13 protein-coding genes are annotated in these 13779 nt (G+C 44.0%); 5 read left to right on the top strand and 8 right to left on the bottom strand.

Features of this window, described 5'->3' with window-relative positions:
* A partial coding sequence (locus tag AC6R00_RS10650) for an ATP-binding cassette domain-containing protein (RefSeq protein ID WP_500640402.1) occupies nt 1-536 on the bottom strand: 536 nt, incomplete at its 3' end.
* A gap of 663 nt (nt 537-1199) precedes the next feature.
* Here AC6R00_RS10650 and malE point away from each other — a divergent pair.
* From malE to AC6R00_RS10625, 5 genes are all read left to right on the top strand, one after another.
* A complete protein-coding gene (malE, locus tag AC6R00_RS10645; protein WP_038197783.1) occupies nt 1200-2381 on the top strand; it encodes a maltose/maltodextrin ABC transporter substrate-binding protein MalE in 1182 nt (393 codons plus the stop codon).
* A 75-nt stretch (nt 2382-2456) separates the two neighbouring features.
* The gene (gene malF, locus AC6R00_RS10640; protein WP_239824804.1) at nt 2457-4031 is read left to right on the top strand and encodes a maltose ABC transporter permease MalF; all 1575 of its coding nucleotides are present in this window, start codon (nt 2457-2459) and stop codon (nt 4029-4031) included.
* 12 nt (nt 4032-4043) lie between these two features.
* Nucleotides 4044-4934: a maltose ABC transporter permease MalG gene (gene malG, locus AC6R00_RS10635; protein ID WP_069668394.1), complete on the top strand. Its 891-nt coding sequence runs from the start codon at nt 4044-4046 to the stop codon at nt 4932-4934.
* Nucleotides 4935-5488: 554 nt separating this feature from the next.
* Entirely contained in the window at nt 5489-6076 is a 588-nt protein-coding gene (locus tag AC6R00_RS10630; RefSeq protein WP_171381174.1) for an outer membrane beta-barrel protein, read from the top strand.
* 80 nt (nt 6077-6156) lie between these two features.
* Nucleotides 6157-7809 carry an ABC transporter substrate-binding protein gene (locus AC6R00_RS10625; RefSeq protein WP_500640401.1) on the top strand — a complete coding sequence of 551 codons (1653 nt, stop codon included), beginning with the start codon at nt 6157-6159 and terminating at the stop codon, nt 7807-7809.
* 13 nt (nt 7810-7822) lie between these two features.
* Here the strand turns inward: AC6R00_RS10625 and AC6R00_RS10620 are convergent, their stop codons facing one another.
* The 7 genes from AC6R00_RS10620 to AC6R00_RS10590 all read right to left on the bottom strand — a co-directional run bounded on the left by AC6R00_RS10620 (nt 7823) and on the right by AC6R00_RS10590 (nt 13712).
* On the bottom strand, nt 7823-8068 hold the full coding sequence (locus AC6R00_RS10620) for a hypothetical protein (RefSeq protein WP_004744596.1): 246 nt from the start codon (nt 8066-8068) through the stop codon (nt 7823-7825).
* A gap of 141 nt (nt 8069-8209) precedes the next feature.
* Nucleotides 8210-8695: an acyl-CoA thioesterase gene (locus AC6R00_RS10615; protein WP_004744597.1), complete on the bottom strand. Its 486-nt coding sequence runs from the start codon at nt 8693-8695 to the stop codon at nt 8210-8212.
* Nucleotides 8696-8847: 152 nt separating this feature from the next.
* Nucleotides 8848-10062 carry an alpha/beta hydrolase gene (locus AC6R00_RS10610; protein ID WP_500640400.1) on the bottom strand — a complete coding sequence of 405 codons (1215 nt, stop codon included), beginning with the start codon at nt 10060-10062 and terminating at the stop codon, nt 8848-8850.
* Nucleotides 10043-10249: a hypothetical protein gene (locus AC6R00_RS10605; RefSeq protein WP_500640399.1), complete on the bottom strand. Its 207-nt coding sequence runs from the start codon at nt 10247-10249 to the stop codon at nt 10043-10045. The genes AC6R00_RS10610 and AC6R00_RS10605 overlap by 20 nt, the downstream gene beginning before the upstream one ends.
* 223 nt (nt 10250-10472) lie before the next feature.
* Nucleotides 10473-11909 carry a glyceraldehyde-3-phosphate dehydrogenase gene (locus AC6R00_RS10600; protein ID WP_171319974.1) on the bottom strand — a complete coding sequence of 479 codons (1437 nt, stop codon included), beginning with the start codon at nt 11907-11909 and terminating at the stop codon, nt 10473-10475.
* A 329-nt stretch (nt 11910-12238) separates the two neighbouring features.
* Entirely contained in the window at nt 12239-13267 is a 1029-nt protein-coding gene (locus tag AC6R00_RS10595; protein WP_500640410.1) for a sulfate ABC transporter permease, read from the bottom strand.
* Nucleotides 13268-13289: 22 nt separating this feature from the next.
* Entirely contained in the window at nt 13290-13712 is a 423-nt protein-coding gene (locus AC6R00_RS10590; protein ID WP_500640398.1) for a hypothetical protein, read from the bottom strand.
* Nucleotides 13713-13779: the final 67 nt, after the last annotated feature.

Here is a 13779-nt window from a genome sequence, read left to right as displayed (position 1 = left end):
AGCTTAGTGATTTCAGAGCGCATTTGTACACGAAGGGCGGCATCAAGGTTGGATAGCGGCTCATCAAGTAGGAACACATTTGGCTGTGAAACCAGCGTACGACCAATCGCAACACGCTGACGCTGACCACCTGATAGCGCTTTAGGTTGGCGCTCAAGAAGGTGGCTCAATTGTAGGATTTCAGCGGCATGTTCAACACGCTTACTGATTTCACCTTTGTCGGCTTTTGCCAGCTTAAGGCCAAAAGACATGTTGTCGTATAGGTTTAAGTGAGGGTAAAGAGCGTAAGATTGGAACACCATACCAACACCACGTTTGGATGGCTCAACATCATTCATGTGCTCATCACCAATGTAGAGATCACCTGATGTGATGTCTTCTAGGCCTGCAATACAACGTAATAGTGTTGATTTACCACAACCTGATGGACCAACAAAGACAACAAACTCACCTTCTTTGATTTCTAAATCAACATTCTTGGAAATTAGTACGTCACCGTAAGCTTTACATACATTTTTTAACGTGACACTCGCCATCTAGCTCGCCCTCGATCAATTTTTTATATTTTACTGCCTATCATTATATGAATTATGGAGCAGGCAATAATAGTAGGAATTTGGTAAGGAATGGATTCTATATAACAGAATGTAAGAAAATATGGGTGAAGGAGTTCCTCACATCACCCACCAAGCCAAATTCAGGTTTGCTTTCCCCCGTGTGACACAAGCTTCTCCCCCGAACGAATCAGTTTCCTGAATACCTACGTGACTTGTGCACTCATTTGCAAACCCTAGCGGCATTGTAACCAGTCACCATGAAACACGTGTTACTGGAAAGGGTTCTTACCATCCACTCTTGGATGGCTGTAGTTTGCTGTTTTCACCCCTCTACTACATCCTCCTAATCCGATTTTTTGTAGGGGTAGTAGGAGGGGAGGAGGTACCAAAGGGCGCAGAAGGCGTAGCGAGACGGAGTTCAAATATTTCCGTTTGATTACATTGAAATCGATCACACAAAGAGATTGTTTTGAGACTTTGGTCACCAACCTGTAACGATGATGATCACGAAAATAGTCCATAATAGCGAGGGCGTAGGGAGTAGGAGGATGAGCCTTTTGTCAGTTTGGCTGAAAATAAGTGCTGAAATACGGCGAAACCTCTGGTGGAGCCCTACAACACAAATATAAAAAGGATATGAACATGAAAAATGCCCTAAGCACAGTAGCACTAGGAACACTTGTTGCTCTTGGCTCTTTTGGTGCAAATGCTGCTATCGAAGAAGGTCAATTAACTATCTGGATCAACGGCGATAAAGGCTACAACGGACTTGCTGAAGTAGGTAAACAATTTGAAGAAGACACAGGTATTAAAGTGACAGTTGCTCACCCTGATGCGCTTCAAGACAAATTCCCTCAAACAGCAGCGACTGGTGACGGTCCTGATATTGTGTTCTGGGCTCACGACCGTTTTGGTGGTTACGCTGAAGCAGGTCTTCTAGCTGAGATCAAACCATCTGCAGAAATCAAAGAAGGCATTGTAGACTTCGCTTGGGACGCAGTTAAATACGATGGCAAAATTATCGGCTACCCAGTAGCAGTAGAATCTCTATCGCTAATCTACAACAAAGATCTAGTACCTAACCCACCTAAGAGCTGGGAAGAAGTTGCTGAGCTAGACGCACAACTTAAGAAAGACGGTAAATCTGCAATCATGTGGAACCTAAAAGAACCGTACTTCACTTGGCCGCTAATGGCAGCTGACGGTGGTTACGCGTTCAAATACGGCGCAGCAGGTTACGACGTGAAAGATGCAGGTATCGCAAACGACGGCGTTAAAGATGCAATGAACTTTGTGAAAGGTCTAGTTGATAAAGGCGTTATCTCTTCAGACATGGACTACTCAGTTTCTGAGTCTGCGTTCAACCAAGGTAAGACTGCGATGACAATCAACGGCCCTTGGGCATGGGGTAACATTGAGAAATCTGGTATCAACTACGGTGTAACAACTCTACCTAAGTTTAACGGTCAGTCTTCTAAGCCATTCGTTGGAGTACTAACGGCGGGTATCAGCACAGCTTCTCCAAACAAAGATCTAGCGGTTGAGTTCATCGAGAACTACCTACTGACTAACGACGGTCTACGCAAAGTTAACGATGACAAGCCACTAGGTGCAGTAGCGCTTAACTCTTTCCAACGTGAGCTAGATGCAGACAAGCGCATTGCAGCGACAATGGATAACGCGATGAACGGCGAAATCATGCCAAACATCCCTCAGATGAACGCATTCTGGGGCAGCGCGAAAAACGCAATCATCAACATCGTTGATGGTCGTCAAACTGTAGATGCAGCACTTGCAGATGCAGAAAAACAAATGACTAAATAATTAAGTTCTACCCTTTTAAGGAGGGGGTAACCCCTCCTTCATTTTCAAGTTTTATTATCGCTAGCAGGTTCTTTTATGCAGTCAGTTCAAGGTACAGATGCGATGGCGTCTACAACAACGAGCTTGCCATCAAGTAAAAGTGTATTCATTAAATGGGGCTTACTGGGCTCTGTGGGTATCATTAATGGATACGCCACAATTCTTATGTATTCTCGCGGTGAGATGGCCTTTGCCATTCTGACCCTAATCTTAACCGCACTCGCGTTATTTATTTTCGGTAGTAAAAAGACCTACGCACACCGTTACATCTACCCTGGTATTGCGGGCATGATTTTGTTCATCCTGTTCCCACTTGCGTATACCGTCGGTCTTGCCTTCACAAACTACAGTGCGAAAAACCAACTTTCCTTTGAACGTGCTCAGTCGGTTTTAATGGACCGTACTTTCCAAAGCGGCGATAGCTACCCATTTACTCTGTACAAAACAGATAATGGCCACCGCCTTGCTGTTAAGAAAGGCGATCAACTGCTAGCAACTGATACTTTCAACCTTGCCACCCTATCAGCGTCAGATATGGACTTAGCTCCAGTTGACTCAGTAGCGGGCGAGAAAGAAAAAATCAAAACCATCATCAAAAACAAAAATGCGCTAGGTGGTTTAGATCTGCACCTACCGTCGGGTGAAGACATTCGCATGAGCGGCCTACGTAAGTTCGCTGCGGTTGTGCCTCTATACACTCTTCAAGATGATGGTGAGACGATCTTTAACAATCGTACACAAGAATACTTGCGTCCTAATATGGAAGTAGGCTTCTATCAACCAGTCGACGAACAGGGTCAGTTTGTTGGCTCGACAGTTTCACCTGGCTTTATCGTTGATATCGGTACCCACAACTTTGAGCGTGTGTGGAAAGATGATGGTATCAAAGAACCATTCATCAGCATCTTTATCTGGACGGTATTATTCTCTGCATTAACCGTTGGTCTAACCGTGGTAATCGGTCTGGTACTTGCGAGTGTTGTGCAGTGGGAAGAGCTGAAAGGTCGTGCGATTTACCGCGTACTACTGATTCTTCCTTATGCGGTACCTGCGTTTATTTCGATTCTGATCTTCAAAGGTTTGTTTAACCAAAGCTTTGGTGAGATCAACATGATGCTAGAGGCACTATTTGGCATTAGCCCAGCTTGGTTCTCTGACCCAATCATGGCTAAGAGCATGGTGCTGATTGTCAACGTATGGCTAGGTTTCCCTTACATGATGATTCTGTGTATGGGTTTGCTAAAAGCGATTCCAGAAGATCTGTATGAAGCGTCTGCCATCGATGGTGCGAACTTCATCGACAACTTCCGCAAGATCACCATGCCTTTGATGATTAAGCCGCTTACTCCGCTGCTTATCGCAAGTTTCGCATTCAACTTTAACAACTTCGTATTGATTCAGCTTCTGACTCAAGGTGGTCCAAACATGATTGGTACTTCTGAGCCTGCGGGTTACACAGACCTACTTGTAAGCTACACCTACCGCATTGCGTTTGAAGGTGCTGGTGGCCAAGACTTCGGTCTAGCAAGTGCGATTGCAACGCTTATCTTCCTATTGGTTGGTGCGCTTGCCCTAATCAACCTACGTTTTACTAAGCTGTCTCAGGATTAAGGAGAGATTCCAATGGCAATGGTACAAGGTAAATCACTTAAATACCGTGTATGGGCAACGCATATTGCTATGTGGGTGTTCCTAGCGTCAATCATCTTCCCACTGTTGATGGTAATTGCAATTTCGTTCCGTGAAGGTAACTTCGCAACGGGTAGCATTATTCCTGATAATCCTTCATTAGAGCACTGGAAACTGGCGCTTGGATTTTCGGTGACGAATGCAGATGGCAGTGTAACGCCGCCGCCATTCCCTGTATTAACTTGGTTATGGAACTCAGTGAAAGTGGCAGGCATTAGCTCGATTCTTATCGTTGCGCTGTCTACGACTTCTGCATACGCGTTTGCTCGTATGCGCTTCAAAGGTAAAGACACCATCCTGAAAGCGATGATGATTTTCCAAATGTTCCCTGCGGTACTAGCGCTGGTAGCACTTTATGCCCTATTCGATAAGCTAGGTCAGTACATTCCATTCCTTGGTTTGAATACGCATGGCGGTCTGATTTTCTCTTACTTGGGTGGTATCGCTCTGCACGTATGGACGATTAAAGGCTACTTTGAAACGATTGACAACTCGCTAGAAGAGGCTGCAGCGTTAGATGGCGCGACGCCTTGGCAAGCATTCAGATTGGTACTACTACCACTGTCAGTGCCAATCCTTGCTGTCGTGTTCATTCTGTCGTTCATCGGTGTGGTGGGTGAAGTTCCAGTAGCATCTTTACTACTTTCTGATGTAAACTCATATACATTAGCGGTTGGTATGCAGCAGTATCTATACCCTCAGAACTATCTGTGGGGCGATTTTGCCGCAGCAGCAGTATTATCTGCATTACCAATAACTGTCGTATTCTTGCTTGCACAGCGCTGGTTGGTCGGAGGATTGACCGCTGGTGGTGTGAAAGGTTAATAAGAACGATAAGGGCGACCGCGAGGTCGCCCATTTTGTTTCTCAGCTTAACAATTTTGGTTTGGCCGCCGATCAGTTAAGTCGAGAGCAGAACTGGCGTTACGCATAGCTGGCTGTTAGCTAGATTCCTTACTATTTCACTACTAACAGTTTTTGTAACCATAACCCGGCTTTGTCCCGGGTTTTTTTATGTCTTACATCCTCAATCCTCTCGATTATAAGAACTTTTTCGTGTCTCAATAGATATCTAAATAAGGTATGCGAGGCATTGTACAAACACTTGTGCAATAAGGGGTTAAGTTACATTCCCGTGCGCGATTGCTCATTTTGTTACTGATTACCCCTTGAACCTAATAGCAGGGCACCGTCACATGTGTTTAGTTTTGAGGGAATGTGATGTTTTATAGAAAAAATATGACAAAGTTTTACATGTTTTAGCTATTAACCGTTGATTACTATCGTCTCGTTTCGAAAACCAATGAAAAGGAACACATTGGTTGCTTAAGGATGCGCGATTCAGACAATATAAATAGTAAATATAGGCAGTTAAATACATGTTTAATAGAACCATACTGGCAGCAACTTTACTAGTTGCATGCTCTGCAGCGAACGCAAACTCATACATCGGTGCTACAGCAGGTCAAGCTACATTTGATAATATCAATGGAAATGTCAATACTTCGATTTACTCGACGAGTGAACGAATTGAGGTTTCTGATGATGATAGCCCAGCTATCAAAATATTCGGTGGCTATGAGTTTAATCAGTATATAGCCGTTGAAGGTTCAATCGGTGGTTATGACGCACTAGATGGCCAGACGGTTTCTGTAGGTGACATGAAATTTGCGGCTGTTCAAGCGAAAGCAATGTTACCAGTAGGTGAGAAATTCAAAGTGTTTGCTAAAGGCGGTTTCGCGTACTTTGGAGCTGAGTTTAAAACAAGCTACTACACACTATCAGATGAAACAGTAACGGGTAAATTTGGTCTAGGTGCAGAATTTGAATTGTCTCCTAATGTTCACCTTCTAGCTGAGTGGGATTACATGAACCCTGAGCTGGATTTAATCAAAGTCGGCGCTAACACAGTAAGCATCGATGCTGAGATCAATGTGTTCTCTTTGGGTGTTAGCTATCACTTCTAAGTGCAAACGAACACAGGGACAAGAGCTAGCTCTTGTCCTTATGCTACCTTTGAATGTAAAGCAACTGTATTGGGTAGATTGTGAGTGATGTAAATATCAGGCATCTAGATCTATTGTTGAAACAGTATGAACTTCATCAAAGTTATTCTGTATCTCTAGATGAGCTTGAGTCAGTACTTTGTACATCGAGACGTAACGTATCAATCGTTATGAAAAAACTTGCCAAACTAGGCTGGATAGAGTGGGTCCCTGCTATTGGAAGGAGTAACGCCAGCAGCCTTAAAGTCACGACTTCACTTCATCAAGCTCTCACTGAGTTCCTAATTAGTGAACTTGGGAAAGGAAGACTGAGTTTGGTGGGGAAGCTTATAGAAATGTACGGTAAAGTCGCTATCAGAGCTCTTTCTGTTGCAACTGAAATCACGAGTCATGAAAATGAATCCACGAATTCAGTATTGATTTCATCTTACCCATGGGTCGATACAGTAGACCCCGCCAAAACTTTTCGTCATACAGAGCTCCATGTTGCTAAAAGTATCTACGATGTCTTGTTGAAACAAGATAGCAAAGGCAACCTTAAACCTTCATTAGCTCACGACTGGTCTGTTGAAGGTAGAACTGTTCATTTGTGGTTAAGACCTGAGGTCTACCGCCATGATGGGGAGTTGCTGCAGACTCAAGATGTTGCATGGAGCTTGAAACGTTTAATGGAAATTGATGGACCAGTTAAAGAGCTATGGAGCTGTGTTGATAGCATTGAAATTATCTCCCCTGAGTGTATCGAGATTACTCTGCACTACACTAACTACTTGTTCCCTTATATGCTTGCAATGCCGAATGCCTCAATTGTTTGTAGAGATAAGCGGTATTTTAGAGGCGGAACGTGTTACCACATTGGAACTGGCCCTTTTAAAATAGAAGACTGGTGCGATGAAAGCATAAAGCTGACGGCGCATAAAGAATACTTCGCTACTCGAGCGTTATTGGAGAAGTTGACACTTTCTTACTCAGAGTTTTCTGGTTTGAATTCACTTAGCTTTAATCTAGAGTCGGAAACAGTTGAAGAGCAAAGGATAAGTGCAATTTCATATTTGACGTACAAGAGTAGACGTAATTCTGAAATATCCACTGAACAATGGGCTACGCTGGCAGGCTATATTGACGAGCAAAAGAAACTGTTCGATTTACCTCGGGCGGTTGATAATGTTTGTCTTAAACAAGCATCTCCCTGTTTGAAGGTGCAAGAAATTCCGATACTGACTGGGAAAGTAGTTCTTGCTGAGCCCGTGTGGACAATTCCAATCCTAGCTCGTAATGCAGAATGGTTACATGAAGTTATTCGTTCAACGGGGCTGGAGTTAGAAGTTGTGACCGTACCAAACATTAGCGAGCCACAAAGCGTCTCTGATACGGCTGATCTTTTACTTATTGAAGACGTGATTGAAATGCCGATAGATTATGGAGTATATGAGTGGTTGTGTATTGCAACTGGCCTGCGATTTGGTTTCAATAAAGTGCAGATGAAGAAGCATCACGCTAGTATTCGCAGAGCGGTAGGCAGTAGGTTTCCATTTGGTGAATTGATGAAAATCGAGCAAAGCTTACGTTCTGGTTATGTCTATCTACCTCTCTTCTCAGGAGGAGAAACTGTAGTAAGGACAGAGCAAGTTCGTGGAGTGCAAGTTAGAAATACGGGTTATAGCGATTTTTATAGACTTTGGATCGGCAGATAAACACTGAGGTTGTCTACAGCTCTCGACTAGAAGGCGCACAGCCAAGATATTGCAGAAGCACGTAGATGCTTTCTTGAGAGAGGGCGACTTTTCGAAATAGATCCGCAAAGGTATCGTCGCCGCCAAAGCAGGTGCGGATATAGTGATTGATCTCATCTTCACCATAACCTTCAACATACATGGTACGAACCCACTGGTACTCAACAGCTTTCAAGTTTGACAATGTAGTTTCACTCAAAGTGGTTTCGTTGAGTTCCAAGAGACGTTCCTTCATACGCAATGTTTGATTTAGTCAGCGGATTTAATCAAATCAAGATGAAGGAAAAATGACAGAAATGTGGCGTTACGGTGACTAGTTCTTAAATGGAGGCACTTGGCCTCCAGTTTGGCAGAAAGCTCACTATTTTAGATACTTAACGTGCGCTTCCATTTCTTCTCCAATCTCTTTACGCATGTTCATTAGACGGATTGCTGAGTCGCGCAATTCAATATCTTCTGGCGTTTCTGGAATCCATTCTGGAACAGAGGTCGGGGTGCCGTTCTCATCGACCGCAACCATAATGACAATGCAGTGAGTTGTTAAGCGATTGTTCATCTCTTTTGGGTCACTTGCTTGAACGTCAATGGCGATATGCATTGAGCTCCTACCGGTATAGATGACCTTAGCGCTTACTTCGACAAGGTTTCCGACATGAATTGGGGCCACAAAACGAATCCCACCCGCATAGGCGGTAATACAGTATTTACCACTCCATGCCGCTGCGTTGGCGTAGGCTGCCAAGTCGATCCATTTCATCACGGCGCCGCCGTGGACTTTCCCCCCAAAGTTCACATCTCCCGGTTCTGCTAGAAAACGTAAAGTAATATCGCGTTGACCATTGCTCATCTGTCAATCCTTAGTTGTTATTGTTGTATGTGGTTTAATATTAAATAACAAACTGGTTAATTATCTGCAACAACTATTAGAGTTTAGTTCTTATTGTTTATTTTGAGCACGGTCAGAGAGCAAAAAGCCCGATTAAATCGGGCTTAAAGAGGTTATGAAGATGGAGTAGCCATTACTTTATCCATTATTTGCATACTTTGTTCAAAGTATGGGTTGTAAGTCAGTCTTGCATGGATTTTATTAGGCTCAGTGTATCCCCAAGCGGAGTACCACGTTGTATCGCCAGATAAGCAACGTGCTTCGTTGTCTTCTCCTTGTCCATTACTACAGATGGTGTTGCTACCGTTTACGCCGTAGTTGGGGTTGTCAGGGGAGAAAAGGAGTCCCATGTGTGAGCCGTTTGAAATGCGTTGCTCGGGTAAGTTCATGCTGAATCTGGTCGAGCGAGGCTCTGTTAGGTCATCTTCACCTTGCCAGACGATGTGCCCTTTAGGATTCGGCATCTTTTGGCTGAAAGTTTCGATGGCAAACTGAGTACTAACGACTTTATCGCCCTCACTCATCATCATAAATACTGGCTTCAGATACTCTTTAGTAGACAGTTGCTCGCGCACCTCAGAGGAGGTTTGGTAATAAACTGCAGCTGCGCTCATTGGCAGAGAGTTGTATCTGAGCGGGTTGTCCTCAGGATCTTGGTCTGCCCATGTAATGAAATAGCTCGCCAGTTCGGCATACTTAACGGAATCAGAGTAAGGTTGCAGCGCAGGGGAGAAAAGTAGCAAACCGTTGACAGTCTCATCGTTTAACGCTTCGGCAGTCACTAGATTAGCGCCCGTAGAATAACCTCCCAGCCATATTGAGCTGGTGTCTTTCTTTAGCAGTGCAATGTGATGGCTGACGACACCTTGCCAGTCTTCTAGTGTAGGGAGTTGAAGATCGCCAACTTTACTCGCATGTCCAGGAAGTAATATAGTTCTCACCAAGTAGCCTTGCTTAGCGAGATGAGTGGCGACGTCAGTGAAAGAGTAGGGAGAGTCACCTAAACCGTGTACCAGCAATACACCCTGACCGTTTGGGTTTTCTGGTCGGTACTCTTTTGGCAGCACCATGTTAAGTTCGGTGGATTTATCCTCTGTCATGAACAGACGGTTGTGTTCAAGCCACCGTTTCGTCTCTGCCACATACTGTTCAAAACTATTTTGAGAATAGCTAGGTAGGCGCTGAGCTTTATCAAACGCTGGGTCTTGAGTCTGGGTTGTACAGCCAACCATGACAGCTGTTGCAGCGGCTGCCAAGTAAAATGCTAAAGCCGTCTTTTTACGCATCATATATTCTAGTTTTTCCTTCTTATTTTGATACGTCTTCATATTCTCCCTCTAGTACCGAGCGATCATTTTTCTGCGAAGAAGCAGAGCGATTCATCTTAAGTGATTTCTCAATCTTTTTACCTGTGATGACCGCTGCAATGGTCAATGGAATTACCATGATCAAGCTAAACAGAAGGGTGAACACACCAATAAACAACGCCAGAATACCAGAAATGACTCTATTCATAATTATTACCTCTCAATTACATGGCTAGATTAACCTAGGGTAAATGAATCAAACATGAACAGGTACACTATTTAAGGTGAATACAAAAAAGCCACTTTCTAAAAGAAAGTGGCAACTACGGGGGATTATTATAGGTATTGTGTTGTGGAGTTTTGCCCCGGAAACTCCGGGGCGATATTCTGCTAATTAATCTGAGCTTACCCAGATTAATGAATCCCTGCGCTTATTTTGTTGGGTAAGTCTTGTAACGAACGCCCATCATTTGTTCCATACAGTGAACAACCTGACAGCTGTAACCAAACTCGTTGTCATACCAGATGTATAGCACGCAGCGGCTGTCTTGAGCGATAGTCGCCGCACCATCAACAACACCTGCAAAGCGAGAGCCCACTAAGTCAGTTGATACAATTTCAGTCGACTCTGTGTAATCAATTTGCGCAGACAGTTCAGACGTCAGTGCCATTTCGCGTAGGTAGTTATTTAGCTCTTCCTTATCTGTACCCTGTTTTAGGTTCAGATTAGCAATTGCCATTGATACGTTTGGCGTTGGTACACGGATCGCGTTACCTGTTAACTTGCCCGCTAGCTCTGGTAGGGCTTTAGCTACCGCTTTCGCCGCGCCAGTTTCAGTTAGAACCATGTTCAAAGAAGCACTACGACCACGACGCTCGCCTGAGTGGAAGTTATCGATCAGGTTTTGGTCATTAGTAAACGAGTGAACAGTTTCAATGTGACCAGATGTCACACCAAACTTATCGTTAATCGCTTTAAGGACTGGGGTAATAGCATTTGTCGTACAGCTTGCCGCAGAAATAATGCTGTCTTCGGCTTTGATAACGTTGTCGTTAACACCGAATACCACGTTCTTGATGTCACCTTTACCTGGTGCAGTTAGTAGTACTTTTTCAGCGCCTTTACACTCTAGATGTTGACCAAGACCTTCTGCATCACGCCATACGCCTGTGTTATCAACAACAAGAGCATTGTTGATGCCGTAGCTGGTGTAGTCGACTTCTTCCGGTTTATTCGCGTAGATAAACTGAATGTAGTTACCGTTAGCGATAATCGCCTTGCGCTCTTCATCAACGACGATACTACCGTTGAATTGACCATGAACAGAGTCACGACGTAGCAGGCTAGCGCGTTTTTCTAGGTCACCTTTCTTACCGCCACGTACAACAACCGCGCGCAGACGAAGTGGGTAGCCTGGGCCAGACTTTTCAACAAGTAGACGAGTTAATAGGCGTCCGATGCGACCGAATCCATACAATACTACGTCACGTGGCTCAGAGACTGTTTCGCCATTCATTGCACCTAGAAGAGAAGTGTGAAGGAAGTCTTTAACGCCATGAGAGTCGTCACGACCTTGCCAGAACTCATGAGCAAGTTGACCGATATCGATGCGGCATGGAGAAAGTTCCATTTCAGCAAGCGCTTTGATTAGTGGAAGAGTTTGCTCTGGAGTAAGAGCAGTACCTGTATAGCGACGAGCTAAGCGGTGAGTTTTAATGATGTCGATGGTCGCTGCATTAACCAGTGTTTTACCAAAGAGTAGAACTTCGACGCCTTTGTGACGGTAAAGTTGACCTAGAAGGGGAGAAATAGTTTCCGCAATCGTTTGGCTCGTTTGCCAATCTAAGAGGTGTTTCTCTGGACTCATTGTTTGTATGGACCTTTCACGTTTTTTGGGGACTGACTCTATTTCACCTGTAGGGGGAGTGAATAGAGGAAATGTATTAATTTTGTAATTTTTATGCGGCAGGATTGTAAGGCCTAACATCTTATTCTGCTAGTAAAATTAATTCAGGTCATTTGGGCTGTTATTGCACTCAGTTATGGCGGATATCACTGCAGATTGTAGGTAGTAGTGCCTATTGACATTTTTAAATAAGCAATCTTAATTTGTGATGAAAAATACCTGAAGCACATAAGTTATGTAATACGGTATGGGTGATGTCTTAGCAGATAGATCTTCGTCACTGTATCTACTCAAAAGGTAAACGATAAACCAATGGAGAAGAGATCGACTTTGGTACTAAAGGGCTGAGTCGGATCTTGCGGCATAGTGAACTGCCCGCTGATCACGTTTTCTCTACCGTAGAAGCGTTGCCATTCGATAGAAGTGTTTAATTGGGGGGTCCAATCGTAGCGAAAACCGAGCAAGTAGCTTTCTGTGTCCTTGGTCAGTCTTGCTTGTCCGTATTGAATATAGGGCGTGATCTTGCCTAATTGATAGTCAAAACTTATGTACCAATCAGAGCTTAGCTCGTGAGCGAGCATAGTCTCTGCTTGTACATGAAGTTGTCCAAAGTAATGACTTACGCCCAAAGCGTAAATATCAAGACTATAGAATTTAGGTGACGCAATCAGTCCAGTCATTGTAGCGTCCAAGTTGACGTAGGCAATACGGAGTAAATTGTCGTCATGGAACAGCTCCGAGCTAAAACCAAGCGCCCTCGAAATGTCCAGTGAAAAGGAAGAACCATATTGTTCAAAATGTTCTTCTCTGGGAATTGCTATATAGGGAGAAAAGACAACTTGGTTGCCATTCTCAAACTCATGCAAGAAATCCGCAGCAATTCCTTCATAGTAGGTGAGTCCAAGGTTATTGTCGTATACCTCTGGAGGCAAGCGCAAAGAAGGATAGGCGCTAGAGACATAGTAGTACTCAGACATAATAAACATAGGGGTTCTTAATCGCCCAATTTTGGCGCGAAACATCCCTGCATTGTATTCAACTAGTGCTCGTTCTAATTCAGGTGAAGAAAAATGGTCTTCTGGTCTTTTGACAACTTGAACCGTCGAGCGAAATTTTTGTGTGATCTGCCAATCAGCTTGAATACCTAAGGTGGTATCACAGTCAAAGCACCAATCATCGGTAATGTTTCGTCCAGCAAGTATCGGCAATGAATTATCGCTTCTAGAGGCAGAGAAAGTCCCAAACCCACTTATTTGAAAATCATCTGATAGAGCGATCTGTCCATTACTTATCGTTGGTAGTGCTGACGCAGTTACCATTGTCAAAAGTAAGCGGGTTCGTTTAATCCGAGAGCTGATAAATGACATAGGCGTCCTCAGGAAGCAGTTCTTCAGGAACATACGCAATGCCATTTGCGTTGTTCTCTAGCCAATGGAGAATGATTTCGAGAGACTCTTCCGGTACTTCAACAGGTGCGATTGCTTTACCAGAAAAGGACTGTCGCGCCCATAAAGCAGACATCTGAGTGGGAGATTTATTCAGTAGCTTGCGGTAGAAGCCTTCACGACTTTCGGAATCACGGGGTAGATCAAGGAGACGAACAGGCATGTCATTTATGTGGGACATGCGACCGCGATAAAGCAGTTTTACCTGATTTGAGCGCAGTGCCTTCATATCTGGATTAAGGGTAATAACAGCAAAGCTTGTAGCGTTTGCTTGAATAGCCATCCCAAGTAGAAGTGTAGTAAGAACTAGCCTGATCAAAACATCCTTTCTTGTCGACGTTGTTATTAATGTAACTTTCTGTTTTTGTTATATAAATAATAGTCTG

Source organism: Vibrio sp. R10-SF1-ISO8, from assembly GCF_059833805.1.
Note: the sequence above shows the minus strand (reverse complement) of the source record. Positions and strands in the feature narration are given on the sequence as shown.